This is a genomic window from Nocardioides sp., from assembly GCF_047602075.1.
Taxonomy (GTDB): domain Bacteria; phylum Actinomycetota; class Actinomycetes; order Propionibacteriales; family Nocardioidaceae; genus Nocardioides.
Window position 1 is genome coordinate 1,356,477 of the sequence record NZ_JASGIF010000001.1, and the last position, 25,991, is coordinate 1,382,467.

The following is a 25,991-nucleotide window of genomic DNA, read 5'->3' on the forward strand; positions in this document are numbered from 1 at the left end:
CCATGCTTCTGCGCGGCGACCGGTACTAGGCTGGCTCAGATGGATCGGACGCCGGGCGGGTCCGTCGCGCGCACCAGCGAGGCGCTCGACGCCGCCCGCGCCCAGGGCTTCGTGGGGCGTCACGAGGAGGTGGCCGCCGTACGGCGGTCTCTCGAGGGCCGGTCGCCCGCGCGGGTTCACCTGGTCCACGGTCCCGGCGGCATCGGGAAGTCGACGCTGCTGGACGCCCTCGCCCGAGAGGCGAGGACGCTCGATCGCTCCGCGGTCTATCTCGACGCGCGCGAGCTCGAGGGGACGGCCGAGTCCGTGCTCGCGGCGCTCCGAGCGCAGGCCGTGGGTGACGACCCCGATCTGCTGCTGGTCGACGGCTACGAGCTGCTGGCGCCGATCGACCGCTGGTTCCGCGACGTGCTGTTGCCGTCGCGACCCGCCGGCGCCGTCACCGTGCTCGCCGGCCGCGACGCTCCCTCATCCGAGTGGTGGCTGGACCCCGGCTGGCGACAGCTGGCGACCGTCCACGAGCTCACCGGGCTGACCGACGAGGAGGCGCTGGCCCTGCTCGACCGGCTCGGAGTGTCCGGTCCGGCTGGCGCCACCGTGACGCGGCTCGGCCGTGGCTTTCCGCTCGCTCTGGCGATGCTTGCGGAGGCGGTGGCCGAGGGTGCTGAGCCCGACGTGCTGGCGCAGGCGCCCGGCGTGGTCGAGGCGTTGTGTGCACGGATCGTGGACGACGTGCCCGACGAGGCCTGCCGGACCGGGCTCGCGACCTGCGCGCACGCGTGCCGGATGACCCAGGATCTCCTCGCGCACATCGTGGGCCGGCGCGCGCCGGAGGTCTGGGCCTGGTTGGAGTCGCGGCCCTACGTCCGCCGCGGCGAGGTCGGTCTTTTCCTGCACGACGTGGTGCGGGAGGCCTTCGAGGCCGAGTTCGCGCAGCGGGCGCCCGAGGCGTACGCCGACCTGCACACCAGCGTGCGGTGGTACTTCGTCGGCCTCCTGCTCGACTCCGCCACGAGCCGGCCAGACCGCGCCGCCGCCGAGCTGCTGCTCATGCATCGCGCCGGGCCGCTCGCCCCGCAGACGGCCTTGCTGCGCGACGCCGGTGTGCTCGCCGTGCGGCGTGCCGAGGACGAGGACATGTCCCAGGTGCTCTCTCTGATCGAGCATGGCGAGAGTCCCCGCTCGGCGGCGTTGGCACAGCAGTATCTGGCCACGCAGCCGGAGGGTCTGTCCGTGGTCCGCTCCGACGAGGGTGTGGCGGCGTTTGCCATGCACGTGTATCTGCCCACCGGCGACGCCCTCGACTCCGACGACCCGGTGGCCGCTGCTGTGCTGGCCGTGGTGGCCGAGCACGGCCCGCTTCGTCCGGGCGAACGGATCAACGTCAACCGGTTCGGGGGCGGAGCCGACCCCTACCAGGGGTCACCGGCGCAGCTGCTCGCCAACGGCATCTGCTGCATCCTGGAGTGGCTCCGCCAACCGGCGGCCTGGACCTTCATCGCCACCACTGGGGATGAGTTCTACGGCCGCTACTTCGAGTACCTCGGCCTGCGTCGGATGGTCGAGGTGGAGGACGACGGCCTCCGGACCGTCTGCTACGGCTGGGACCGGCGGCGCTTCCCGCTTCCTGCCTTCCTCGAACTGATGGCGCGGCGCGAGCTGACCGGCGAGACGGGCCCGCCGCCGGCCGACCTGCTCCGGCCGGCCCCGCTGGGCGAGGAGGAGTTCGCGCGCGAGGTCAAGGCCGCGCTCGCCGTCTTCCCCTTCCCCGACCAGTTGGCGCAGTGTCGGCTCGCCGACAGCGCGCTCACCGCCCAAGGCCCGCCCCTGGCCGCCGTGCTTCCGGCAGCCCTCGATGCTCTGGCCGACGAGCCGGGCGGTGAGGCGTATCGCCGCGTGCTGGAGCGCACCTATCTCAAGGGCAGCCCTTCGCAAGAAGCCGCCGCCGAAGTCCTCGGGCTCCCCTTCAGCACCTATCGGCGGCACCTCGCCAAGGCACTGGACCGGTTCACGGCCGTGTTGTGGTCGGTGGAGGTCGGGGAGCGGATCCTCCCGCTGCCACCTCCCCCGACGGACAGCGAGTGAGCAGCCGATGACCTGGTAGGTGAGCAGGCATCGGCCGCACGGTGGGGCACTGCCCAGCCGAGGAGGCGACCATGCCCACCGCTCGATCTCATCCATATCAGCCGGCATCCACACCAGCCACGGCGTCCGACCCGATCGTCGCGGTCGGCGGTGGACTGGTCGGCCTCCTGGCCGCCCTTCTGCTGGTCCGCGCCGGCCACCGCGTCGTCGTACTCGAGCGGGATCCGATGCCGCCTCCGAGCCTGCCGCGCCAGGCCTGGGCCGACTGGGAGCGGCCCGGCGTCAGCCAGTTCCGTCACCCGCACGTCATGCTGCCGCGCTGGTGGGAGATCGTCCGCGAAGAGCTGCCGAGCCTGGCCGAGTCGCTCACCGAGGCCGGGCTGCCGCGGACGAATCTCCTGCATCTGCAGTCCTCCGCAGTGACCCACGGATGGAGGCCGGGCGACGAGGAGTTCGACACGATCGCCGTACGCCGACCGGTGCTGGAGGCCGCGTTGGCGACCATCGCCGACCGGACTCCAGGACTCGAGGTGCGCCGAGGTGTCCACGTCACCGGGCTGGTCACTGCCACCGGGACCGTTCCACACGTGCGCGGGGTGCGCACGAACGTCGGCAAGGTCGAGGGGGCCCTCGTCGTGGACGCCGGAGGGCGCCACACCCGACTCCCGCGCATGGTGGCCGAGATCGCGAGGCGGCCGGCCTCGGCTCGCGAGGCGACCGGCCTGGTCTACTGGAGCCGGCACTACCGTACGACCTCGGGGCACCTGCCCGGCGGCGCCGGACCGGCGCTCAGCCACCACGGCGGGCTCAGTGTGCTCACGCTCCCCGGCGACGACCGGACCTGGTCGGTCGTCCTCGCGACTCGCAGCGACGACCGGGTGCTGCGACCGCTGCGCGAAGTCGCCTCGTGGGAGGCCGTCGCGGACCTCTGCCCGACCTCGCGAGAGTGGACGCGCCACGGCGAGCCGCTGACCGACGTCATCCCGATCGCGGGCACGGCCGATGTCACCCGGTCCTACCTCCGCGACGGCCGTCCCGTAGTGACCGGCCTGGTCGGGCTCGGAGACGCGGCGGTGTCGACCGACCCGTCGCTGGGACGGGGTGCGACGCTGGGCTTGCTGCAGGCGAGGGTGCTGCGAGACGTGCTCGTCGATCTGCCGCCCGACGATCCCGCCGTGCTGGAGGTGCATGCAGCGCAGATCGAGACGCGGGTCGGTCCGTGGCTGGAGGCGACCCGCTGGTTCGGCCACCAGCGGCTCGCGGAGATGAGCGCGGAGATATCGGGCTCGCCGATCCCCGACGATCCCCGTTGGATGATGTCGCGGGCCCTGCGCCATGGCGCGGGAGCAGACCCGGACCTCGCGCGGGCCGCCTGCCGGATCGCGGCGCTGCACGCCCTCCCGCACGAGGTTCTCGGCGCCCCGACGGTCCAAGAGCGCCTCGAACCGTGGCTGGCGGCGGGTCGTGCCCCGTCCGGGGAGGTCGGGCGGAGGGAGATCGTCGCGGCCGCGGTCGGCGCCTCGGCTGCCCTAGAGCTGGCCGTCGCCGGATCGGACGTGGTGCTCCCGGGCGCACCCGCATGACCACGAAAGCGCCAGGTGTCTTCGCCCGTCTCGGCGCCTCGTCGCGGTGGCTGGTCTCGATCGTCGCCACCGTCGCGTCGACGTACGCACTCGATCTGGTCGCGACCGCTGCCGGTGTCCTGCTCGTCGGGACGGGCCTGTTCACCGGCGTCGATCTGCGCGTCCTGCTGGTGGTGCTCGTGCTCAGCTACCTCGCTTGGGCGGCTGGGCTGCGCACCGGCCTCGCCGGCAACGCGCAACTGCTCGAGCGCACGGGGACCAGCACGAACGTCGTGTCCAAGGCGGCCTTCGACCTGGCTCGGCGGCGCTCTCCTCGGGTACGCCGCCTGGCCGGCTCAGCTGGCTACGTCCTCACCGAGGTCGCCAAGGAGCTGCCCTACTATGTCGGCGCCTTCGGGGCGAGCGGCCTCAGCGAGGCGGTCTCGACCTCCGACGCCGTGGTGTTCCTCGCCGGCGCCAACCTGGGCGCAGCGGCCTACGAGATGGCCCTCGGTCGGGGCACCCTCGCGCTGCTACGTCCGCGCGACGCCGACCGATACCGCTGACTGGCTACTGGTGTGTACGACACGCCTGGTGCGTCGTACACACCAGTAGCCACAGAGAACCGCTAGCGTCGGTGCCGATGAGCTCCTATGGCGTGCGCTCGATGACCGCTCCCCTACGTCGCGCAGCACTGCGCGTCCCCGCGACCACGGGCGACTTCGCCAGCGCCGGCTGGCCCGAGGATCCTGATCCGGGACTACTCCTCGCCGAGCACGCTGCCTACACAGAGCTGCTGCGTGGACTCGGTGTCGAGGTCGAGTTGCTCGAAGCAATGCCCACCGCGGTGGACGCGACCTTCGCCTACGACCCCGTCTTCGTGACCGGCCGCGGCGTGATCGTGCTCGACCAGATCAAGCCGGTCCGCACTTGCGAGCCGCCGGTCCTCGCACGCGAGTTGGAGGCACTCGGCCTGCCGATCATCGGTGCACTCTCCGGAGGTGCGCACGCCGACGGCGGCGACCTGATGTGGCTCGACGAAGACACCCTGGCCTTGGGCCGCGGCTATCGAACCAACACCGAGGCACACCGACAGCTCACCGAGATCATGGCCGCGGAGGGCGTGCACACCGTCTCGTTCGACCTCCCGCATGCTGGCGGCCGCGACGAGGTGCTCCACCTGATGTCGGTGGTCTCGCTCGTGAACGAGCACCTGGCCGTGGTCTACGAGCCGCTGACCCCCGTCCCGCTGATGGAGGCACTAGAGGAGCGCGGCATCGACCGGGTGCCGGTCTCGGCCGAGGAGTACGACCTGCTCGGGAGCAACGTCCTTGCCGTCAGCCCGGACCACGCCGTCATCTTCGCCGGCGCCCCTGCCGTGGTGGCCGGCCTGGAGGAGGCAGGTGTCGAGGTCACCGTCGTCAGCGCCGACCAGATCGCGCTCGGCACCGGCGGGCCCACCTGTCTGACCCGACCACTCCACCGCGACTGATCCGACCCGGACCCACCGTCACAGGTGCGCGCCGCAGCGGCGAGCCGCTAGGAGCAGCAAAGCACGGGTGACCTCGATCAACTCGGTCAACGACACCTGCTCGCGAGGCGCATGCGCCATCCGCACATCACCCGGCCCGAAGTGCAGTGCGGGGATCTTGCCGATCCCGGTGTAGAGCCGCAGGTCACTGCCGTACGGCGCCGCGGCGAGGGCCGGCGTACCACCGCCCGTGGCGTCGGCCACCGCCGTCGCCATCTCGGCGATGATCTGGTGGCCCTCCGGTGTCCGCCCGCTGGCGAACTGACCACCCGGCCAGGTCACGGCTGGCGGATGGGTCCGCAGCCAGGGGTCTCTGGCAGCCGCGACGGCAATGCAGTCCTCGAAGGCGCGACGCGCCGCAGCCGGGTCCTCGTCGAGGAGCACACCAAGTCGGCCCTCGGCGACCAGCAGATCGGGCACGCTGGAGGCCCAGTCACCGGCCGAGAGCATGCCGATCGAGATCGGATAGGGCAGCTGGTTGCCAGCGAAGATCTCGGGTGGACTCTGGTTCCGAGTCTTCTCCAACTCGGCAATCGCCCGATGGATCGGGAGAAAGACCTCGAACGCGCTCACTCCCTCGGTGCGGGTGCTGCCATGCGCCGCGCGGCCCTCGACCTCGATCCGGAAGGTCAGCGCGCCGGCGTTGGCGACCACGATCCGACCGCTGGTCGGCTCGGTGATCACCGCCGCCTCACCACCGTGGCCACGCAGCATCGTGGCCAGCGCACCGAGGCCCCCGTCCTCCTCGCTGACCACCCAGTGCACCGCCAGCGGTCGCTCAAGCTGGACACCGGCGGCCAGTAGGGTGCGCAGCACCGCGGCGTTGGCGGCGACGCCCGCCTTCATGTCGCAAGCACCTCGGCCGTGCAGAATGCCGTCCTCGATGCGGGCGCCGAACGGATCCACGGCTCCCCAACGCGCCGGGTCGCCGATGGGCACCACGTCGACATGGCCCTGCAGCACCAGCGCGGGTGCATCGGCACCCGGAGTGGTCGCCACCAAGCCGTACGCCTCCTGCCGTGGCGCCTCGGTGCCCGGGAAGTCCGGATGCGCAGCGAGCGCCTTGAGGTCGATCTTCCAGTGGTCGACCTTGAGGTCGCGGCGCTCCGCGTCGCCTGCGGCCCACGCCATCAGCTCGGACTCTGCCGCACTGCCAGTCACGCTCGGGACCCGCACCAGCCGGACCAAGTCGTCGACCAACGCCTGTTCGTCAAGCGCGTCGAGGAGCCGTGCCTCCGCCGGCGACATCAGATCGGTCACGGCGCCACCCAATCACGCCGGCAAGGCAGCGCAGCGGCCGATCTCACTCCCGGCGGTGGTCCCAAGATCTCCTGGCCGCCCTGGACCGAGGTTGGAAGCGGCGAGAAGTTCGATATCGCCTGATGCATTGGCGAGGCAGTGCGCACGACACTGAGAGGTCCCGCCAGGAGGGGCCTCTGAATCTCACGCAAGCCGCTCGAGCACCATCGCCATTCCTTGCCCGCCGCCGACGCACATGGTCTCCAGGCCGAACTGCTTGTCGTGGAACTGCAGTGAGTTGATCAGCGTCGCGGTGATCCGCGCTCCGGTCATTCCGAAGGGATGCCCGACGGCGATCGCCCCACCGTTGACGTTGAGCCGATCCAGATCAACGCCGAGATCCTGGTACGACGGGATCACCTGCGCCGCGAACGCCTCGTTGATCTCAACGAGGTCTATGTCGTCGACGCTCATGCCGGCCAGCGCCAGTGCCCGTTGGGACGCCTCCACCGGACCCAGGCCCATGATCTCGGGCGACAGCGCCGAGAGGCCCGTCGACACAATCCTGGCGAGCGGGGTGATGTCTAGTTCGCGCGCCTTGACATCTGACATGATCACCAGGGCGGCCGCGCCGTCGTTGAGCGGGCAGCAATTGCCAGCCGTTACCCGACCACCGGGCCGGAAGGCTGGATCGAGTGAGGCGACCTTCTGCAGGGTCGTGCCCGGGCGAGGCCCGTCATCGGCATCGACCACCCGGCCGTCCGGCAGCGTGACCGGGACGATCTCGCGCGCCCAGAACCCGTTGCTGATCGCCTTCTCTGCCAGGTTGTGCGAACGAACACCGAACTGGTCCATCTCCTCCCGGGTCACTCCCCTGGCCAGAGCGAGATTCTCGGCAGTCTGGCCGGCACGGATGTAGATGTCCGGCAGCTTCCCGTCCTCGCGTGGGTCGTGCCAGGACACCGCACCGTGCTCTGCTGCGGCGGCCGTCCGCTCGCGCGCTTCATCGTAGATCGGGTTCTTGGTGCTGGGCCACGAGTCGGAGTTGCCGGTGACGTAGCGGGAGACGGACTCGACTCCCGCGGACACGAAGACGTCGCCCTCGCCGGCCCTGATCGCGTGGTGGGCCATCCTCGTAGTCTGCAGGCTGGATGCGCAGTAGCGAGTCACGGTGCATCCAGGCAGTTGGTCGTACCCGAGCATGGTGGCTACCACCCGCGCCATATTGAAGCCGTGCTCGCCGCCAGGCCTTCCGCAGCCCAGGATCAAGTCGTCGATCTCGACAGGATCGAGCGCTGGCACCTTGTCGAGCGCAGCTCGCACCATCTGCGCGGCCAGGTCGTCTGGGCGGACGTCGACCAACGAGCCCTTCCCTGCACGGCCGATCGGGGAACGGGCGGTCGCAACAATCACTGCTTCAGGCATGGGATGGACCTTCGGTCGAGGGAATTGCCGGCCTAGCGACGCATCGGGCGTGCGCTCGATCCAGACGACCGGCACCGTGCGGTGCCCCTCGGACCCGCGTGCGTCTCCGCACGAGAACCTCGGTCACCGCCGATGCAGTCCGCCCATGAGCACGGCTTCTAGCGCTCCCTCGTGATTATACAATATTATGCTTGCGACCGACTCAGACCCCCGGGCGGTCTCGATGTCTGCGAAGGGGACTGCGAATGGCCACACTCAGTGACGAGGAGCAATTGCTCGTCGACACGGTCCGCGCGTTCGTCGACGACCAAGTCAAGCCGACGGTCCGAGAAGTCGAGCACGCGAATGAGTATCCCGAGCGCTGGATCGAGCAGATGAAGGCGATGGGCATCTATGGTCTTGCGGTGCCCGAGGAGTACGGCGGGACCCCAGCGTCGATGCCCTGCTACGCCCGAGTCTGCGAGGAGCTCGCACGTGGATGGATGTCGCTGACCGGCGCGATCGGGGGTCACACCGTCGTGGCCAAGCTTCTCGTCGAGTTCGGGACCGAGACACAGAAGCGGGCTTACCTTCCGCGGCTGGCCACCGGCGAGTTGCGTGCCACCATGGCGCTCACCGAGCCCGGGGGGGGCTCGGATCTGCAGGCGATGACGACCGTCGCTCGTGAGGACGGTGATGATCTCGTCATCAACGGCTCGAAGACCTGGATCTCCAACGCCCGCATGGCAGGGCTCATGGCTGTCCTCTGCAAGACGGACCCAACGGCCGAGCCTCGGCACCGAGGCATCTCCGTCGTGCTGATCGAGAAGGTTCCGGGTGTCGCCGTCGGTCGCGACCTTCCCAAGCTCGGCTACAAGGGAATCGAGAGTTGCGAGGTCATCTTCACCGATGTGCGTGTACCCCACGCGCAGATCCTCGGAGAGACACCGGGTCGAGGTTTCGGTCAGATGATGCGTGGCCTGGAGGCAGGTCGAATCAATGTGGCAGCCCGCGCCCTCGGCGTTGGCTCCGCCGCCCTCGAGGACGCCTTGAGGTACTCCCAGGAGCGCGAGAGTTTCGGTGTGCCGATTTGGAAGCACCAAGCGATCGGCCATCACCTCGCCAACATGGCCACCAAGCTCACCGCAGCCCGGCAGCTCACCCAGTTCGCCGCGGAGAAGTACGACAGCGGGCAGCGCGCTGACCTCGAAGCGGGTATGGCCAAGCTCTTCTCCTCCGAGGTCGCGATGGAGATCGCGCTCGACGCAGTCCGCATCCACGGCGGCTACGGCTATTCGACCGAGTTCGACGTCGAGCGCTACTTCCGCGACGCACCTTTGATGATCGTTGGCGAGGGCACCAACGAGATCCAGCGCAACGTCATCGCACAACAACTGGTGGAGCGCGGCGGTGTCTGAGAACGTGGCGGGAAAGCCCGTGGCCTGCTGCGCGACGGCCGAGACTTCACATACCCGCTCTGAGCGGCAGCCATCTCGTGACCATCGGAACCCACGGCAACCAGCCACCTGCCCGCCCGACAAGGCCGACGTTCCCGGTGCCACGGTCAGCGCTGTCGCGCGGACCACTCCCATGCTCCCGCCTGGGGCCGGACAACCGCCGTCGAGAGAGGACCACTGAACATGAACGAGGAAGACTTCAACGACATTCTCAAGACGGTGCGTGACTATGTGAGCACGCGCATTGTCCCGCTTGAGGAGCAGATCGAGGAGACCGACCGCATTCCCGACGACGTGATATCCGAGGCGCGCACGATGGGTCTGTTCGGTTGGGCCATTCCTGAGGAGTACGGCGGGATCGGTCTCGACGCCGTCCAGGACGTGCGCCTGGCCATGGAGCTCGGCTACACGACGCCGTCGTTTCGCTCGCTCTTCGGCACCAACAACGGCATTGCGGGCCAAACCCTAGTCAACTTCGGCACCGACCAGCAGAAGCGGGAGTGGCTGCCCCGCTTGGCGTCCGGTGAGGTCGTCTCATCCTTCGCGCTGACCGAGCCGGAGGCAGGGTCTGACCCCAGTGGCTTGCGCACTACGGCCGTCAAAGACGGCGACCGTTACCGCATCAACGGAGCAAAGCGCTTCATCACCAATGCCGCGCTGGCAGACGTTCTGGTGGTCTTCGCACGCACCGACCTCAGCAAGGCAGGGACCACGAAGGGCATCTCGGCCTTCCTCGTCGACACCAGCGACCCGGGTGTGACCGTCGGTCCCCAGGACAAGAAGATGGGGCAGGCTGGCGCATGGACGAGCGAGGTCTTCTTCGAAGACGTCGTGGTCGGTCCGGATCGCCTGATCGGCGGTCAGGAGGAGGTTGGGTTCCGTGCGGCGATGGCGTCCCTGGCCAAGGGGCGACTGCACATCTCTGGCATCTGCGTCGGCCAGGCGCAGCGTATTCTCGACGAGTCCGTCGCCCACGCGGCGGTAGCGACGCAGGGAGGCAAGCCGATCGGCACCTTCCAGCTCATCCAAGCCATGATCGCCGAGTCGTATGCCGAGTTGCGTGCGGCGCGAGCGCTCACCCTCGATGCGGCCCGCGATTTCGAAGACGGCACCGACCGCAAGCTCGGTCCATCGGCATCGAAGCTCTTCGCGAGCGAGATGCTCGGGCGCGTCGCCGATCGCGGTGTGCAGATCCACGGTGGACTCGGCTACATGCGCGAAGTGCCGGTCGAGCGGTTCTATCGTGCTGCGCGCGTCTTCCGCATCTACGAAGGGACCAGCGAGGTGCAGAAGCTGGTCATCGCTCGTCGTCTCTTGAAGGCACAGGGGCTGTAGCCGCTCGCGGGCCGTCCGTCCTTCCGTATCCGTTCGAACGCCGATCGGCGGTGCCACCGATCCCAGGACACTCGGATCGGGAGGTCACTCCTTCACATGAACCGGCCGCCGGTGACCTCGGCGACGGTCCCGGTCATGTACGACGCGAGCGGGCTGGCATAGAACAGCGCCACCGAGGCGATCTCCGCGACCTCACCGGGTCGTCCCATGGGGATCTCCGCCAACTTCTGGTTCCACACATGCTCGGGCATCGCCTCGGTCATCGCCGATCGGATCAGACCTGGCTGGATCGCGTTGACCCGCACACCGTGGTGTGCCATCTCCTTCGCCGCTGCCTTGGTCAGCCCGACGATGCCCGCCTTGGCGGCCGAATAGTTGGTCTGACCGACCATGCCGACCTTCCCGGAGATTGAGGAGACGTTGACGATGGCGCCCGACCTCTGCCGACGCATGACCGCGGCGGCGAGGCGGGTGCCGTTCCAACAGCCCTTGAGGTGGACCGCGATGACCTGGTCGAACTGTTCCTCGGTCATGGTGCGCATCGTCGCGTCCCGGGTGATGCCTGCATTGTTCACCATGATGTCGAGTGATCCGAAGATCGAGACAGCAGTCTGTATGGACCGGTCGACGTCATCCGCCGAGACCACGTCGCAAGTGACGCCAACGGCGACATCGCAACCACCGAGGCGCTCAGCCCCAGCCTGAGCAGCCTTGCCATCGACGTCAGCCAACACTACCTTGGCGCCCTCGGAGACGAGGGCTTCGGCGATTGCCCAGCCTATTCCCTGCGCACCACCGGTGACAACGGCCGTCCTACCCTCCACGATTCCCATCGAATCTCCCCTTCGTTGTGCCCAACAGAACCGAACGACTACGTCGAGCTAGATCTCTGAGAACGTGTGTGGGAAGCCCATAGCCTGCTGCGCGGCGCCCCGAGGGCGCTCCGCGGAGGGGCGCACCGCAGCCTCTCCAGTACGACGGAGCCTCTTCGCCCGAGCGATGACCGGGGCATCCACCATGCGGCCGTCAAGGAGGACCACGCCCTGCCCACCGCCTTCGCTCACCGCGGCGAGCACCTTCGCTGCCCACGCGACCTCCTCGGCTGTGGGGGCCAGTGCAGATGCCGCCGGCGATACCTGTGTGGGGTGAACGCAGAGTTTGCCAGCAAAGCCGAGAGCTACTGCAGCCTCTACGTCGGCGACAAGCCGGTCGTGGTCGTAGACGTCACCGGTTACCCCGTCGACCGGGCCTTCGAGCTGAGCGACAGCGGAGGCAAGCACCAGCATGCTGCGCGCGGCGGCGAGAGCCGGGGGATGGTCCGGGTCGACTCCGAGTCCAGCTGCGAAGTCGTAGCTACCGAATGCGAGTCTCACCACCCCTGGGGACTGGGCGATATCTGTGGCCCGGATGACGCCCAGCGCCGTCTCGATGAGCGCAACCACCGCCGAGCCCACCGGCAGTGCCGCTAGGACAGCGGCAACGGTGCCCGGATCCTCGGCCTTCGGCAACATCACGACCGTGGGTCGGCCTAGGCCCGCTAGCGTCGCCAGATCGTCCTTATGTCCTGGCCTGTCGACGGCGTTGATCCGGACCGCGAAGGGCGTCCGCGCACCCCCGACCCAGGTCACCACGGCGTCGCGCGCGAATTGCTTCGCCCCAGGGGAGACCGCGTCCTCAAGGTCGAGAATGACGATGTCCGCCCCCGCGGCGGCCGCCTTGTCGAATCGTTCCGGACGGTCCCCCGGAACAAACAGCCAGGTTCTGGCCACCTCGGCGATCTCTCGCATCGACCTCATCCGACTCTCCTGGTGGCCGTCACCTGGTGGCGGGCCGGTGAGGACGGAGCTCGTGTCGCGCGACCGTGCGGGCATGCACCTCATCAGGCCCATCTGCGATAGCGATCCAGCGTGCATAGGAGTACATCGCGGGAAGGCCGGGGTCGTGATGCAGCCCCTCGGCGCCGAACGCCTGAATCGCTCGATCGATCACCCGCTGCGCCGTGCCCGGAACGGCCACCTTGGCCATCGCGATCTCTCTGGATGCGCGACGGTCGCCCACCTCGTCCATCCGAGTCGCAGCATGGAGGACCAGGAGCCGCGCGGATTCGATCTCGATACGACACCGGCCGATGACCTGCTGCCAGTGTGCGTTGTCGGCCAGACGCTGTCCGAAGGTCGATCGCTCCGAGAGCCGGGCGCAGGTCAACTCCAGCGCGCGTTCGGCCAGTCCGAGGACCCGCATGCAGTGATGCATCCGGCCGCGCGCGAGCCGCGCCTGCGCGACCTCGAAACCGCCGCCCTCGACGTGCACGATATTCGTCATCGGAACCCGTACTCCCTCGAACCGCACCTGGGCGTGACCGCCCGGGGCGTGTGTCTCGGTGAACACCGTCTGGCACGGGCCGACCGTGATTCCCGGGGCGCTTGGGTCGACCAGCACGACGCTCTGTCGGCGATGTGGCTCACCGTCGGGATCGGTGGCACCCATGACCAGCCAGACTGCGCAGTCAGGATGCATCACTCCGGTGCCAAACCACTTGAGCCCGTCAATGACGTAGTGGTCGCCATCTCTCCGAATTCGGGTGGTGAGGTTGGTCGGGTCGGAGGACGACACCCCGGGCTCGGTGACCAGGAAGGCGGAGCGCACTGAGCCATCGAGGAGACCGGGCAACCACCGATCCTGCTGCTCGGCGGTGCCGAAGTCCACGAAAACGTCGATGTTTCCGGCGTCCGGCGGGGCGCAGTTGAAAACCTCTGACGCCCAGACGACCCTGCCCATCTCCTCGGCGATGGGCACATAGTCCCTGTTCGACAGCCCCGGTCCACCCCATCGCGCATCGGGGAGGAACAGGTTCCACAGCCCGAGCTCCTTCGCCTGTCGCTGGAAGCTCGGGCAGCATCTCGGGGACCGTCCAGGTGCGCCCGTCACTCGGCTGCGCCAGACGCACCCACTCTTGCTCGCGCGGAACCACCTCCTCCTCCATGAAGTGGGTCAACGTCTCCAAGATCGCCGAGGCCGTCGACGAGAGCGCCGGAACTGCGTATGTCCCAGGTCGCCTCCCCGAGCCGACGGACGGCAACCGCGACGGCGAACTCATCGCGGCCCCATCCGCGCAAAACCTTCCGACGTGGCGGATGGAAACACCGCGGGCCTCTTGGCCAGCACGGCCTCACGGCCCTCGACCACGTCTTCGCCGAAGAAGTTGAGCATCTCCAGGGCAAGCGAGGACTCGAAGATGGGGCCGGCCTGGATCAGCCATTGGTTGAGGGACCGCTTCGTCCATCGGAGGGCGACCTGTGGCCCACGAGCCAGATTCCCGGCGACCCGCAGTGCCTCAGTCATCAACTCCTCTCGGGGAACCGCCTTGCTGACCAACCCGATCCGCTCAGCCTCAGCGCCGTCGATGAACTCGGAGGTCATCAGGTAGTACTTCGCCTTGGACATCCCACACAGCAGCGGCCAGATGATCGCCGCATGGTCGCCGGCACCGACTCCGATCCTGAGGTGCCCATCGGTGAAGCGCGCGTCCTCGGCGATGATGCTGATGTCGGCGATGATCGCGACCGCGAGCCCGGCGCCCACCGCGACCCCGTTGATGGCGGCCACGATCGGCTTGCGGCAGTGGATCATGTTGTAGACGATCGACCCGGCCTCCTCCAGCAGGTGCGAGATCGCCTCATAGTTCTGCGTCTGGCGGCCCAGCATGTCCATGTCGCCGCCGGCACTGAACGCTTTGCCCGCTCCGGTGACGACGACTATCCGGGTCTCGGGATCGGCGTCGACATCCTTCCAAACCCGCGCCAACTCCGTGTGCATGCGCTCGTCGGTGGCGTTGAGTCGCTCCGGAGCGTTCAGCGTCACGAGCAACACGCCATCTTCGAGTCGTTCGAAGCTCAGCCCGTGATAGTCGTCGAAGTACACCGTGATCCTTTCGTCCAAGGAAGAAGAACTGTGAGTGATGGGGCCTGGGAACTCTCACCGCGCAATGGTTCATCCATGCATGGTCAGACCACCGCTGACCGAGAGCACCTGTCCAGTGATGAACGACGCTTCGTCGGAGGCGAAGAACGTGATCGCGCTGGCAACCTCTTCGGGCTGGCCCAAACGCCTGAACGGGATCGCGCGCTCCAGCGCCGTCTTCATCTTCTCCGGCTGCACAGCGAACAACGGGGTGTCCGTCGGGCCAGGGGACACACAGTTCACCGTGATCTGATACCGAGCCATCTCCCGCGCCAGCGACTTGGTGAAGGCGATGATGCCCCCCTTGGCGCCCGCATAGACCGTCTCGCCGGTGCTGCCCACCCTCCCCGCGTCGCTGGCGACCGTGACGATGCGACCGCCCTCGCCTGCCTCGATCATGCCGTCGAGAAATGCGCGGATCATCGTGATCGGCCCGAGGAGATTGATATCGAGAACCTTCTCCCACTGTTCGCGGCTGTTCTGCAGGAACGGCTCGATACGGTCCCAGCCCGCAACATTGACCACGATCCGAGGTACGCCCAGCCGCTCGCGGATCTCGTCGCGAGCCTTCTCGATCGAATCGGGATCGGTCAGGTCCAGCGCGACCGGGACGATCACCCCACCGTCGAAGCTCGCGGCGGTCTCCTGAGCACCTTCAAGGTTGACGTCCGCCGCTACGACATGGGCACCGACCCGCGCCAGCGAATGAGCAGACGAACGGCCGATGCCAGAACCAGCACCGACGACCACTGCCACTCGACCCGACAAATCAATCACAAGAACACATCCTTCTCTAGGGTTTCATCACGCGCTCGAACGAGCCGGATCCAAGGTGCTTCGGCCCGACGCCGTCCACCAGCGCCCCATCGCCACCTCTGGCGGGCTCAGCGGACGGCGTCCTGGCGCAGACCGGCGTCGCTCTCATATCGACCGGCCGCCAAGGGGTGCCCCTGCTCGAGCACGTCGGGATACTGCCGAGCCCAGCCAGCCAGTCGTGCGAGATCGGGATAGTCGTGCAGGTCCGGCCTCACCAGGGGCAGGACTCCGTCATACACCCGCCCGGTGGTGCCATCAACCGTCACCCGACGTCCGGCGATGGCAGAGATCAGGCCCTCGCCACAACCGACGACCGCCGGCCGGCCCAACTCGCGCGACACCACGGCCGCGTGGCTGGTGCGTCCGCCGACCTCGGTGCAAATGCCGGACGCAAGAATCATGCCCTCGATATCGTCGGGGCTGGTGGAGCGCCGCGCGAGAACCACGTCTTCGCCCTCGGCGGCCTTCCGCATTGCCTCGTCACAGTCCACCACCGCAAGGCCGGTGCCGACCCCCGGGCACGCGGGCTCGCCCTCGGCTAGGACGATCGCGCTCTGCGCCGCAGCCGGGTCCACGACGGGCTGGAGCAGACTCTCCACGTGAGCTGGCTTCACTCGCGTCAGTGCCTCGCGCTCGTCCACCAGCCCCTCGTCGACGAGCGCGGTCGCGAAACGGACCGCGGCTACCGGCGATCGCTTCGCGTTACGGGTCTGAAGAAGGAACAGCTTCCCCCGCTCGACGGTGAACTCGACGTCCTGCACGTCCGCCGCATTTCGCTCCAGCAGCCGCCCGGCCTCGAGCAGTTCCTGGTGCACCTCGGGTAGCAGGGTCGCCAGCGCGGCGATGTCCACCGGGTCGACCTCCCCCGAGACAACATCCTCCCCCTGCCCGCGCACGAGAAACTCGCCGAGCGGCCCGGGTGTACCGTCGTGCGGATTCCGGGTGAAGAGCACACCCGTTCCCGACAGGTCGTCGAGGTTCCCGTAGACCATCCGCTGCACCGTCACCGCGGTACCGCCATGATCGCCATGATTCCAGTGCTTGCGATAGGCGACTGCTCGGCGGGAGTTCCACGAGGCGAAGACGGCCTCGACCGCCCCACGCAGCTGGGACAGCGGATCCTCAGGAACCTCGTGACCACACTCCTGGCGGGTCCGGGCCCGGAGGGTGGCCGGCGTGTCCTCGTCTCCCCGAACCACGCGTGCACCGAACACGGCGCGAGCGTAGGACTCCACGAACCTCAGGTGAGTCTCCCGAGCAAACTCCGGATCACCCGAGGCACGAGCGAGAGCGGCCTCGACCTCCTCGTTGACGCCGAGGTCGAGGATCGTGTCCATCATGCCCGGCATGCTGACCGCCGCGCCGGAACGGACCGAGACCAGCAGCGGATGGTCCCCACCACCGAACCGCAGGCCAGTGTCACGCTCCATCGCGGCCACCCCCACCTGAAGGGCCTGCCAGGCCTCATCGGGAAGCTTTCCCGTTCTCGCCGTAGAGACGACCGACCGATACGGGGAGGACGAATGCCTGGGGAACGTTGAGACCAAGGGACCGCATCAGCGCGATGCTCCTCGCCTTGTTCCCGACGGCCTCCTTCGCCAACTCGACCGTGCCGTCGAGTTGAATGCACCACTGCTCCATCTCGTCACTCCTCACGGGTGCGGCCGAGCATCCGCAGCAGATCCTCGTGCAGCTCGAACCAGACTGTGTGATAGCTCTGAATCCGAGCCCCGCTCACGAACTCGTGCTCGCCGGCCAGGATCCGCTCCTGTGCGTTCTCCAAAGCACTGATGTAGGCCGACAGGCGGACCTCATGATCGGCGAACGTCTGGAGAACGGGGAGTGCTTGCTCATGCAGGTCGCCGAGCTCATCCACCAGCGCCGCGTCGTAAGCCTCGTCCGTATGGTCATTCGGCAGCGACTGCCCACGGACCGTCATGGTCTGCCAGCGCGTCATCAATCCGAGCAACTCTCGGTTGACGACCTCGAAACGCTCGTAGGCGTCCGCGAGGATCTGATTGGCCCGGTGCTCGGCGAAGACAACCGGATACTGCTCGTCGAGCCACGTGCGCCCCGCTGGCGTGACCATGTACTTGCCGCGGGCCGCAAGCACCTGGCCCAACTCCGCGGCTGCGTCGAGTGCGGCGGTCGCATCCTCGACTGCCACACCGGTCACGACAGCGACGTCTTCAGCCGTCCCTGCCTTCTTTACGACCAAGCCGTGGACCGCCAAGAAGGTGGTCTGCTCCGTTGCCGTCATCTCGACGCCTCCCGTTGAGCTGTTGTTTGTCGAATCTGGTCACGCACGTCACGACGCAGGATCTTGCCCGCTGCACTCTTGGGGAGGTTGTCCCAGACGTGATAGGCACGCGGACGCTTGTAGCCGGCGACCCGATCACGCATGAACTCGTCCAAATCGCGCGAGTCGACCTCGGCACTGACCGCGACGACGGCCTGGACGATCTCGCCCCACTTCTCGTCCTGCACCGAGACCACCGCCGCCTCGATCACGGCGGGATGACTGGTCAGGGCATCCTCGACCTCGCGGGGGTACACGTTGAAACCACCACTGATAATGACGTCGTTCTCGCGGTCGAGGAGATAGACGAAGCCCTCCTCGTCCAGGTAGCCGAGGTCCCCGGTGTGCAGCCATCCGTCGCGGAGAGTCTCGGCGGTTGCCTCGGGGCGATTCCAATAGCCGTCCGAGACGATGGCGCCCCGGCAGGCGATCTCCCCACTATCACCCGTGGCCATCTCTCGGCCTTCGGCATCGACGATCCGAACCGCGGTCATCGCGTACGCGCGTCCGGCGGAGCCGATCCTGTCGTGCTCAGATGGCCGCAGGTGCGTGATCGTCATGGGCGCCTCGGCCTGCCCGTAGGTCTGCGACAGGACCTCTCCGAAGACCTTGCGGCAACCCTCCGCAACGCTCGGGGCGATTGGCGATGCGCTGTAGGCAATCTGCTTGAGGTTCGGCGTCTTGACGTCGGCGACATTCGGCTCTTGTAGGAGCGCGGCCATCATGGTGGGGACCAGGAAGGTTCGCTGCGCTCCGGTGCGCTCCAGCGCCTCAAGGAAGGCACCTGGACGGAAGGCAGACAGCAGAACATTGGTGGCACCCGAGGTGAGGTGCGGCAGGAAGTACGATCCTCCCGCGTGTGAGACCGGTGCCGCGTGCAGCATCACGTCGCCCACCTCGATCCCCGGCACGTGCTCAAGGAGGTAGTTCGTCACCTGCGCCTGCAGGGTGCGCAGTGGCAAGATGACTCCCTTGGGCCGGCCCGTGGTGCCGCCGGTATAGGCGAGGCGGTACGTCCGTGAGGGGTCGAGCGGGACGTCACACACTCCTCCGGGCCCGGTCAGAGACATCTCATCGATGTCCTCTTTCGTAAAGTGCAGCTCGGTCTCCGGCAGGTCCACTCCGTCAGTGATCACTGCCCGGCTCTGTGAGTCGGCGACCTTGAATGCGTGATCAGCAGGCGTGTCCCGCGCATTGAGGCCTACCCGTATCAGCCCGGTCCGGGCTAGGGCCACGTAGGTCAGCAGCTCCTCGATGCAGTTCGGAAGAACACAACTCACCGCGTCGCCCGGCTGCAGGCCACGCGCCAACAGTGCGTTGCCGAGCCGAATGGTGCGCTCTTCGAACTCCCTGAAGCCGAGAGTACGGTCGCCTTCGATGATCGCGGGCCGATCGCCGTACCGCGCGGCGGCGTGGCGCACCAGATCTTGCACGAACATCGAGACATTTCCTCCTGCTCAGAACTGCCTGGCCCGGGAATTCGTCAGCGCATGCATCAGCGACCTAGGTCCAGATACGGAACGAGGTCTTGCCAGCTTCTGCGGTATGGGCGCCGACTCTCGGCGCGGAGTCAACCAAGATTTATTTTATATTTTACATGGTTGACATTGAATGTCAACGGTCCCCGGGGCCTGCCTTTGGCTCGTCAGACCACATGCCCGCGTCCTCCAGGTGCCTGACCAGGAGCGAGCCTGCCCCGAGGATGTGCTCGCGCATAGCGATTCGAGCCGCCTCCGCGTCACCGACGCGAAGCGCGTCAAGAATGTCGTGGTGATCCCGATGAGTGACCTTCATCCAGCCTTCGATCTCGCCGAAGTAGCTCAATGGGGCATATCGAACCGTGCTCGAGAGGAACCACCTGAGTTTGCTCGCCTCCGAGACAGTGTTGATGGTCTTGTGAAACTCGTCGTTGAGCTGTTGGATCAGCGCAGAGTCCCCGGCCTCGAGAGCCGAGTCGAGCTCGCTCTGGATCTTCTCAAGTTGCGCCACGAACTCGGGGGTCACGAACTCGACCGCACGCGCAGCCAACTCTCCCGCGAGGTCTGCCTGCAGCCCGAAGACATCGACCACATCTCGCGCCGACAACGGCGCCACGACGAAGCCGCGGCGGGGCAGCTGCCGGACGAATCCCTGACCTCGGAGCATGAGCAGGCCCTCCCGCACGGGAGTGACGCTGATGCCGAGATCACGTGCGATAGCATCGGTGCGCAGCGGCGCGTTGGGCCGGAGGTGCCCCGACATGATCCGCTGGCGGAGTTCGTCAGCAACCGCTGCTGGTAGCTGCTTTCCGAATCGAGACACCTCTTGACTCACCAACGCATTCTAACTTGCCGAGCAGTTCTGGTGCCCCGCTCGACCACATCACCGAGTTGACGCCGGACTCCTGTCACCTCTCGGATCCGAGCCGAGCTGTTGCCTCCAGGCAGGCAGGAAGACATCCTCGACCCACCGCGTGTTGATCCGGTCCAGCTGAAAGTCCGCGCTGGCGACGACGTCGGAAAGGAAATCTCCCGTGTGTTCGACGCCGTCGACCTTGACGGCCGCCAGCACGCGACGAATACGGCGTACCGCCTGGGCACGGTCTTCTCCCCAGCAGATCACTTTGGCAATCAGCGAGTCGTAGTGCGGGCTGACGCGATAACCATCGTGGCAGTGTGTGTCGACCCTGATGCCCTCCCCGGCAGGAACGGTCCAGGCCTTGACGAGTCCCGGGCTCGGCAGGAAGTCATCGCTCGGATTCTCTGCGTTCAGGCGACACTCGATCGCGTGACCGACCAGACGCACGTCTTGCTGCTCGATGTCCAGCTCGGCCCCAGCCGCGACGCGTAGTTGTGCCCGCACGATATCGACCCCGGTGACCATCTCGGTCACCGGATGCTCGACCTGAACCCGCGTGTTGACCTCGAGGAAGGCGTACTCCTCGCGATCAACGTCGACCAAGAACTCCACTGTCCCCGCCCCGACGTAGTCGAGTGCACGACCGAGGGCGACTGCACTGTCCCAGATGCGCTGGCGAAGTTCCCTCGTCAACACGGTCGACGGCGACTCCTCGACGAGCTTCTGGTACCGCCGCTGCACCGAGCAGTCCCTCTCGCCCAAGTGAATGACGTGGCCGTGGCGATCCGCCAGGATCTGGACCTCCACGTGGCGCGCGTTCTCGATGTAGCGCTCGACGAAGAGGCTGCCGTCGCCGAACGCGCTCGCAGCCTCCGTCGAAGCCGTTGCGAAACTCGTCTCGATATCTTCGAGGCGGCCGACCTTCACCATGCCGCGTCCGCCGCCCCCGGCCGCTGCCTTCAGCAGCAGCGGCAACCCGACACGATCCGCGACGTCGCGAGCCTGCGTCGCGGACTCGACGAGATCTGATCCCTCACCGACCGGAATGCCGACGGCGGCGGCCACCTGTCGTGCCACGATCTTGTCGCCCCCCCGGCGGATCACGTCGGCTGGAGGGCCCACGAAGACGATGCCTTGGCGCTCGCACTCCTCAGCCAAGTCCGGCCGCTCCGACAAGAACCCGTAGCCCGGATGAATCGCGTCGCAACCGGTGGCGATGGCTGCACCGACAATGCGCGGCACCGACAGGTAGCTCTTCGTCGCAGCCGCAGGGCCGATGACCACCGAAGTGGTCGCCAACCGGGCGGCCATGCTGTCCCGGTCCGCCTCCGATACGACGGCGACGGACTCGATGCCCTCGTCAAAACAAGCGCGGATGATCCGGACCGCGATCTCGCCGCGGTTTGCGACGAGTACTCGTCGCAGGCGGAGTCCATGTCCCGGGTTCAGGCTCCTCACTACCCCAACTCCGTGGGGATCAGTCATCCTCTGCCACCCGGATCAGCACGGCGCCCTGCTCCACCTGTTGGCCGTTGTTGGCGACGATGGCGACGACGACACCCCTGGTGCCGGCGGTGACCCGGTTCATCAGCTTCATCACCTCGACGATGCCGATCGGTGTATCTGGCCCGACTCGGTCGCCGACCTCGACGAACGGAGGCGCATCCGGTGCGGGCGCACGGTAGAAGATGCCCGGTGTCGCCGACAGCACGGGAACGCCGACGGCGGGGTCGTCGGTGCTGGCCTCAGGACCAACGGCTGGCACATTGCTCGGCTCCTCGTTTGGCACCGCGACTTCGGCCTCCGCGGCTTCGGCCTCCGCCGAAGGCGCCGCTGCGGGACCCGGTATCGCCGTGCTGGGCGGAGGCGCCGCGACGGCTCCGGTGCTCAGCCGGATCTCCACACCGTCAGAGACAAAGTGGACTTCGTCCCAATCCGACTTCTCGAAGGTATCGGCAAGGCGCTTCAGATCAGACAGCTTCACGACGAGCCCTTCCCGCTCGTCACCTCGGACGAGCGCGTGTAGGAGAAGGTCCCGAACGAGCCGGACAGCGACACCGACTTCGGCCGCTTGAGCGTCAGGAGATGATCGATCAGGTCTGTGACTGCCATTTGATCGTCGAAGCAGTACGTCGGGTTCAACGGGCCGGCGGCACGGGCCTTGGCGAAGTCCTCCTCCGGAACGAGGTACCGCATGATCAGCTCCTCGTCGGAGACCCGAGTGCCTCCGTACTCCTCCCGAATCTCCTCCAGGGAAGGCTGCGGACGCTCCCAGTCGAGGAAGCGCTGACCGTTCGGGGTCGACAACGCCTTGTCCTTGACGTTCTGGTCGATCGGGGCCGGAGGATCGCCGAAGTGTCCACCGAGATAGATGCACACTTCGTCGGGCACCACCGACCAGCGGTCACCCGTCACGATATTCAGGACGGACTGGATTCCGATGAGCTGGCTGAAGGGAGTGGCTGAGACCGGATGTCCCAACTCTCCTCGAACGGTCACACACTCCTCGAGCACTTCCGGTAGCCGGTGGCTCATGTCGTACTGAGCCAACTGTGCCTTGAGCGTTCCCGTCATCCCACCTGGCAGCTGATGGGAGTAGGCGAAGACGTTGTACTCGTTCGGAACGCCGACCGCCCAGCCCTCCTGGTGCGCGATCCGCTCGACGTGATCAGCGATTCCCGGCAGCGACTCGAGATCGATGTTGTGCTCGTATCCGAGCCACTGCAGGTTCTCTAGCGTCTGCTCTGTCGACGGCAGCGAAGGTCCGTTGGCCAATGGCCGGGATGCCGTGTGCAGGACTCGCGCGCCGGCCTTGATCGCCTCCATGTAGTTAGCCGCCCCGAGGCCGGTGTTGTTATGGAAATGGAACTCGACCGGCTTCTCGCCTCCGGCCTCGATCAGAGCCGGGACGAGCGTGCGAGTGCGGTCCATCGTCAAGATCCCGGGGGCGTCCTCGACGTAGATGCCGACGGTCGACGACCACGAGGCCATCTCCCGCACGCGCGAAGCAAACCACTCGTCGGTGTGAACCGGCGAGATGCCGTACATCACCGCGCCCAGGGCCTTTCCACCCGCGGCCGCGATCGTCTCCGTCACGCGCCTCATCTGGTCCAGGTTGTAGAGGCAGTCGTAGACCCAGAAGGTGTCGATCCCGTGCTTGATCAACGTCTGCACGAACAAGTCCACGAGCGCATCGGGCGTCAGCCCGAAGGTGCCGATCCGGTTCTGGCACACCCCGGAGCGCAACTCGTTGTTTGGCAGCAACCGACGCCACAGATCCAGGCTCTCCCAGGGATCCTCGTGGGAGTAACGCATCGCGCACTCCATCAACGAACTCCCGGTGACCTCGATCGCGCGGAATCCGGCTCGGTCCAGTCTCTCCGCCGCACCCGTGACCATCCCCCCGCGCATTCGCATTCCCCATAGGCTCTGCTGCCCATCGCGAAAGGTCTGGTCGACGAACTCGATCTCACCCATCCCTGCTCTCCTCCGAGGTGTTCTCTGGTGAACGCCCCGAGTACTGGGCCCGAGGTCCGGGCGCCGAGATCATGTGGTGACGGTCTCGTGCTCAGCGCGAATCTGGTCGAGGTCCGCACGGGTGAGCCCGGCACCGCGACCACGCAGGTTCTTGGACGTGCGCTGCTCGTACTCGTAGAGATCGCGCGCCAAGTCTGACGTGTAGTTGTGCTGCACCCATCCGTCGTCGAGGAAACGGTAGGGCTCAGTAGCGAAGCCCGGGGTGAATCCCTTCGCTGCGGCGTTGTACTCGTCTTGCGACAACTTGCCTCGCGTAGTCAGGTACTTCTCGGTCTTCGGTGGCAGGCTCGTGGTGAGGCCCGGCGGCATCTCCGGGAGCCGGAGCGTGTAGTCGTCGGTGGTCAGCACCGAGTAGGGAATCGGCGTCCACATCGAGGCGGGCATGTCGTTCCACTTGCTCATCACATAGGGACTGCGCTGTTGGGTCGTCAGACTCAGTGTTCCCAGCATCTCACCGATGACCCCGTTGCCGTATTCGTCGTTGAAGATCGGCCGGAACTCCTCGAGCCGGGGATCCATGGTGAACCAGTCGTCCTGATCGTAGATGCCCGCGAGGTGGAAGATGTCCTTGAGGCACGCGGCGTAGGTCAACGCACCAGCGTCGAGCATCTGCTCGCGGGTCCATCCCGACATCACCTGCCATAGGTCCCGGGTGGCCTTCTGCAGGACATCGGTCTGCTGCTCGAGGAAGTCCGCCATCGTGGCAGCGTTGTCCATCGCGACCGGGATGTGTCCGTCGGAGAGGAAGTCCGAGGTATACAGGCCCGCAGCGATCACCTTGTCGTGGTCGTAGCTAGGTGTCGCCTCAAAGCTCGACCAGTCATCGACGATGTGGAAGTGAGTGTCTTTGACGATGACCGGAATGGTCAGGTTGTTGTGGATGACGTCGCTGGTGACTCCGTCCAGCCAGGGCAGGTCGCCCTCACCGAGGTCGGCGAACCCGCGCACGAGCATCTCTTCGTTGGGGCGGGTCCGGTACGGACCATCGTTGAAGATGCCGGGACGCGACTCGCAGTGCGAAAGGAAGGCAAACTGGCTCGCCGTTGCCATGAACTTCTTGAGCGCGGTATGGAGCCGGTCACCGGGTCGCATCGGGATCGCATCGGCTTCGTAGACCTGCAGTCGTCGCTCGGGCAGCATCTGGGCGCGCATGTTGGCATCCGAGGGCAGGGCGTGGCTGTGCTGGCGGTGGAAAGAAAGGTGTAGGCGCTCGAAAAAGTCCTCGACGAAGTACACGTCCTCGACGGCGTCAGTCGGCTTGATCAGCCCCATGTCGATGAATAGCTCCCGACCACCGAGGAAGAAACCCGCCGCAACCGAGAGGTTGAGAACGCTGCTCTTGGTGTGAACCTCGCGAATGCGGTCCCCGACCTCCTCGGGCGACATGTGTTCGCTCAGTCGTCGGAGCAACGTCGGGTAGCGCAGGAACGACAGGGCGTACCCGTACATCATGTACGCCGACACAGGGAACAGCTTCGACTCCTGGGTCGTGCGGGTCGTACAAAGCCGATACCACGCGTCGGCGTGCTTCTGCATCCAGGCATTCAGCCTCAGCAGGTCGGTGTAAGAAACAGGCGCTGGCATTGTCAGATCTCCCAATTCGGTCGGGCAGCAGGGTCGGTTGGTGGTTTCGCAGGCGCTCAGCGCAGCTTCCAGATGGCCGCGACAGTCTGGTCGTCGTCCTCGTACAGCCCCTTTGCCGGGCTGCTGTACTCGACCTCAACCCGGTCGCCATTAGCCAGGCCGGCGACCTTCGCGTTCATCAGGCAGGGGACGCCGTACTCGCGGGTCAGAATCGCCAGGTGCGAACGGACCGAGCCTCCCTTGCACAGAACTGCTGTGAACTCTTCAAGGACAGGGGCCGTCAACGTGCCCCCGGCGTCGTCAATGACCGCCACCGTGTTCGGCGGCACTCCGTCGGTGAGCATCTCCATCACCTCTTCGACGCCCGAGATCAGTCGCACGATGCCCGTCACGTTGGCCGCGGTGAAGACGTTGTCGCCCTCGCCGGCCCGCGCCCGGCCGTCGCTGTCGTACTGCAGCTCGACCGCACCTTCCTCGCCGCCGAGCGGCAGGTACTTCTCTGGGTCCTGCGCCACCGAACTGGCCGCCGAGGGCACAAACCGCTCACCGGTCGCCAGAAACTCGGCCTCGATCGCAGCAAAGTCCGCCTTGGTCAGGGCGAAAGCCGGATCGAACACGACCTCGTTCCACGACTTGCCGCTGGCCGCCACCCGCGCGGCGAAGGCCTCGCCGATCCTACGGTGGAAAAACTCGACCGTGCGGGTGCTCCGCGTGCTGCCCCACTTGTTCTCCATCTATTCCCACTCCCACCTGCATGTAGCCGAAATCACAGGCCGGGCGGCCCTCATGCACAATGCACGATATTTGATTCGCTTGTCAAGGGTGCTGAGACAACTGCGCAAACC

At 66.8% G+C, this 25,991-nt stretch carries 23 protein-coding genes; 6 read left to right on the forward strand and 17 right to left on the reverse strand.

The window, feature by feature from the left end:
- Window positions 1–39: 39 nt before the first annotated feature.
- The 4 genes from QM714_RS06885 (at window position 40) to QM714_RS06900 (ending at window position 5,139) form a co-directional block, all read left to right on the forward strand.
- Window positions 40–2,085 (forward strand): hypothetical protein, encoded by a 2,046-nt coding sequence (locus QM714_RS06885; RefSeq protein WP_415098872.1) that lies wholly within the window; start codon window positions 40–42, stop codon window positions 2,083–2,085.
- 71 nt (window positions 2,086–2,156) lie between these two features.
- Window positions 2,157–3,668, forward strand: a complete 1,512-nt coding sequence (locus tag QM714_RS06890) for an NAD(P)/FAD-dependent oxidoreductase (RefSeq protein WP_415098874.1) — start codon at window positions 2,157–2,159, stop codon at window positions 3,666–3,668.
- A complete protein-coding gene (locus tag QM714_RS06895; protein WP_415098876.1) occupies window positions 3,665–4,213 on the forward strand; it encodes a hypothetical protein in 549 nt (182 codons plus the stop codon). The genes QM714_RS06890 and QM714_RS06895 overlap by 4 nt, the downstream gene beginning before the upstream one ends.
- A 77-nt stretch (window positions 4,214–4,290) precedes the next feature.
- Window positions 4,291–5,139, forward strand: a complete 849-nt coding sequence (locus QM714_RS06900; RefSeq protein ID WP_415098878.1) for a dimethylarginine dimethylaminohydrolase family protein — start codon at window positions 4,291–4,293, stop codon at window positions 5,137–5,139.
- A gap of 18 nt (window positions 5,140–5,157) precedes the next feature.
- On the opposite strand, the gene QM714_RS06905 is transcribed toward QM714_RS06900, so the two are convergent.
- Window positions 5,158–6,438 (reverse strand): ArgE/DapE family deacylase, encoded by a 1,281-nt coding sequence (locus tag QM714_RS06905; protein ID WP_415098880.1) that lies wholly within the window; start codon window positions 6,436–6,438, stop codon window positions 5,158–5,160.
- A gap of 183 nt (window positions 6,439–6,621) precedes the next feature.
- Complete coding sequence (locus tag QM714_RS06910; protein ID WP_415098882.1) at window positions 6,622–7,842, reverse strand: acetyl-CoA C-acetyltransferase; 1,221 nt, start codon at window positions 7,840–7,842, stop codon at window positions 6,622–6,624.
- Between the two features lie 245 nt (window positions 7,843–8,087).
- On the opposite strand from QM714_RS06910, the gene QM714_RS06915 reads away from it, so the two are divergent.
- Window positions 8,088–9,239 (forward strand): acyl-CoA dehydrogenase family protein, encoded by a 1,152-nt coding sequence (locus QM714_RS06915; protein ID WP_415098884.1) that lies wholly within the window; start codon window positions 8,088–8,090, stop codon window positions 9,237–9,239.
- A gap of 222 nt (window positions 9,240–9,461) precedes the next feature.
- On the forward strand, window positions 9,462–10,613 hold the full coding sequence (locus tag QM714_RS06920) for an acyl-CoA dehydrogenase family protein (RefSeq protein ID WP_415098886.1): 1,152 nt from the start codon (window positions 9,462–9,464) through the stop codon (window positions 10,611–10,613).
- A 92-nt stretch (window positions 10,614–10,705) separates the two neighbouring features.
- Here QM714_RS06920 and fabG read toward each other — a convergent pair whose 3' ends face one another.
- The 15 genes from fabG to QM714_RS06995 form a co-directional block, all read right to left on the reverse strand.
- Window positions 10,706–11,446, reverse strand: coding sequence for a 3-oxoacyl-ACP reductase FabG (fabG, locus tag QM714_RS06925; RefSeq protein ID WP_415098888.1), 741 nt, complete (start codon window positions 11,444–11,446; stop codon window positions 10,706–10,708).
- Window positions 11,447–11,494: 48 nt separating this feature from the next.
- Window positions 11,495–12,400: an HpcH/HpaI aldolase/citrate lyase family protein gene (locus QM714_RS06930; RefSeq protein ID WP_415098890.1), complete on the reverse strand. Its 906-nt coding sequence runs from the start codon at window positions 12,398–12,400 to the stop codon at window positions 11,495–11,497.
- Window positions 12,401–12,428: 28 nt separating this feature from the next.
- On the reverse strand, window positions 12,429–13,541 hold the full coding sequence (locus QM714_RS06935; RefSeq protein WP_415098892.1) for an acyl-CoA dehydrogenase family protein: 1,113 nt from the start codon (window positions 13,539–13,541) through the stop codon (window positions 12,429–12,431).
- Window positions 13,542–13,706: 165 nt separating this feature from the next.
- Window positions 13,707–14,552, reverse strand: coding sequence for an enoyl-CoA hydratase/isomerase family protein (locus QM714_RS06940; protein ID WP_415098894.1), 846 nt, complete (start codon window positions 14,550–14,552; stop codon window positions 13,707–13,709).
- Window positions 14,553–14,603: 51 nt separating this feature from the next.
- Window positions 14,604–15,329 (reverse strand): SDR family NAD(P)-dependent oxidoreductase, encoded by a 726-nt coding sequence (locus tag QM714_RS06945; RefSeq protein WP_415098896.1) that lies wholly within the window; start codon window positions 15,327–15,329, stop codon window positions 14,604–14,606.
- Window positions 15,330–15,457: 128 nt separating this feature from the next.
- Window positions 15,458–16,834: a pyruvate, phosphate dikinase gene (locus QM714_RS06950; RefSeq protein ID WP_415098898.1), complete on the reverse strand. Its 1,377-nt coding sequence runs from the start codon at window positions 16,832–16,834 to the stop codon at window positions 15,458–15,460.
- A 19-nt stretch (window positions 16,835–16,853) separates the two neighbouring features.
- Entirely contained in the window at window positions 16,854–17,045 is a 192-nt protein-coding gene (locus QM714_RS06955; protein ID WP_415098900.1) for a hypothetical protein, read from the reverse strand.
- Entirely contained in the window at window positions 17,035–17,649 is a 615-nt protein-coding gene (locus QM714_RS06960) for a hypothetical protein (RefSeq protein ID WP_415098902.1), read from the reverse strand. Before QM714_RS06960 ends, QM714_RS06955 begins: the two co-directional genes overlap by 11 nt.
- On the reverse strand, window positions 17,646–19,127 hold the full coding sequence (locus QM714_RS06965; RefSeq protein WP_415098904.1) for a class I adenylate-forming enzyme family protein: 1,482 nt from the start codon (window positions 19,125–19,127) through the stop codon (window positions 17,646–17,648). Before QM714_RS06965 ends, QM714_RS06960 begins: the two co-directional genes overlap by 4 nt.
- Before the next feature lie 175 nt (window positions 19,128–19,302).
- Entirely contained in the window at window positions 19,303–20,001 is a 699-nt protein-coding gene (locus tag QM714_RS06970) for a GntR family transcriptional regulator (protein ID WP_415098906.1), read from the reverse strand.
- Window positions 20,002–20,049: 48 nt separating this feature from the next.
- Complete coding sequence (locus QM714_RS06975; RefSeq protein ID WP_415098908.1) at window positions 20,050–21,483, reverse strand: acetyl/propionyl/methylcrotonyl-CoA carboxylase subunit alpha; 1,434 nt, start codon at window positions 21,481–21,483, stop codon at window positions 20,050–20,052.
- A 19-nt stretch (window positions 21,484–21,502) separates the two neighbouring features.
- Window positions 21,503–22,009: an acetyl-CoA carboxylase biotin carboxyl carrier protein gene (locus tag QM714_RS06980; protein ID WP_415098910.1), complete on the reverse strand. Its 507-nt coding sequence runs from the start codon at window positions 22,007–22,009 to the stop codon at window positions 21,503–21,505.
- Window positions 22,006–23,502, reverse strand: coding sequence for a hypothetical protein (locus tag QM714_RS06985; protein ID WP_415098912.1), 1,497 nt, complete (start codon window positions 23,500–23,502; stop codon window positions 22,006–22,008). Before QM714_RS06985 ends, QM714_RS06980 begins: the two co-directional genes overlap by 4 nt.
- A gap of 69 nt (window positions 23,503–23,571) precedes the next feature.
- Window positions 23,572–25,098, reverse strand: coding sequence for a hypothetical protein (locus QM714_RS06990; RefSeq protein WP_415098914.1), 1,527 nt, complete (start codon window positions 25,096–25,098; stop codon window positions 23,572–23,574).
- Window positions 25,099–25,202: 104 nt separating this feature from the next.
- Window positions 25,203–25,880 carry a PEP-utilizing enzyme gene (locus QM714_RS06995; RefSeq protein WP_415098916.1) on the reverse strand — a complete coding sequence of 226 codons (678 nt, stop codon included), beginning with the start codon at window positions 25,878–25,880 and terminating at the stop codon, window positions 25,203–25,205.
- Window positions 25,881–25,991 lie beyond the last annotated feature (111 nt).

Excerpts from the sequence above, each read along its gene's own strand:
- QM714_RS06900 (WP_415098878.1), top strand. The coding sequence starts at position 4,291 with ATGAGCTCCTATGGCGTGCGCTCGATGACCGCTCCCCTACGTCGCGCA.
- QM714_RS06915 (WP_415098884.1), top strand. The coding sequence starts at position 8,088 with ATGGCCACACTCAGTGACGAGGAGCAATTGCTCGTCGACACGGTCCGC.
- QM714_RS06910 (WP_415098882.1), bottom strand. The coding sequence starts at position 7,842 with ATGCCTGAAGCAGTGATTGTTGCGACCGCCCGTTCCCCGATCGGCCGT.
- QM714_RS06885 (WP_415098872.1), top strand. The coding sequence starts at position 40 with ATGGATCGGACGCCGGGCGGGTCCGTCGCGCGCACCAGCGAGGCGCTC.
- QM714_RS06990 (WP_415098914.1), bottom strand. The coding sequence starts at position 25,098 with ATGCAGAAGCACGCCGACGCGTGGTATCGGCTTTGTACGACCCGCACG.
- QM714_RS06985 (WP_415098912.1), bottom strand. The coding sequence starts at position 23,502 with ATGGGTGAGATCGAGTTCGTCGACCAGACCTTTCGCGATGGGCAGCAG.
- QM714_RS06965 (WP_415098904.1), bottom strand. The coding sequence starts at position 19,127 with ATGTTCGTGCAAGATCTGGTGCGCCACGCCGCCGCGCGGTACGGCGAT.
- fabG (WP_415098888.1), bottom strand. The coding sequence starts at position 11,446 with ATGGGAATCGTGGAGGGTAGGACGGCCGTTGTCACCGGTGGTGCGCAG.
- QM714_RS06995 (WP_415098916.1), bottom strand. The coding sequence starts at position 25,880 with ATGGAGAACAAGTGGGGCAGCACGCGGAGCACCCGCACGGTCGAGTTT.
- QM714_RS06920 (WP_415098886.1), top strand. The coding sequence starts at position 9,462 with ATGAACGAGGAAGACTTCAACGACATTCTCAAGACGGTGCGTGACTAT.
- QM714_RS06930 (WP_415098890.1), bottom strand. The coding sequence starts at position 12,400 with ATGCGAGAGATCGCCGAGGTGGCCAGAACCTGGCTGTTTGTTCCGGGG.
- QM714_RS06895 (WP_415098876.1), top strand. The coding sequence starts at position 3,665 with ATGACCACGAAAGCGCCAGGTGTCTTCGCCCGTCTCGGCGCCTCGTCG.
- QM714_RS06960 (WP_415098902.1), bottom strand. The coding sequence starts at position 17,649 with ATGACGGCAACGGAGCAGACCACCTTCTTGGCGGTCCACGGCTTGGTC.
- QM714_RS06890 (WP_415098874.1), top strand. The coding sequence starts at position 2,157 with ATGCCCACCGCTCGATCTCATCCATATCAGCCGGCATCCACACCAGCC.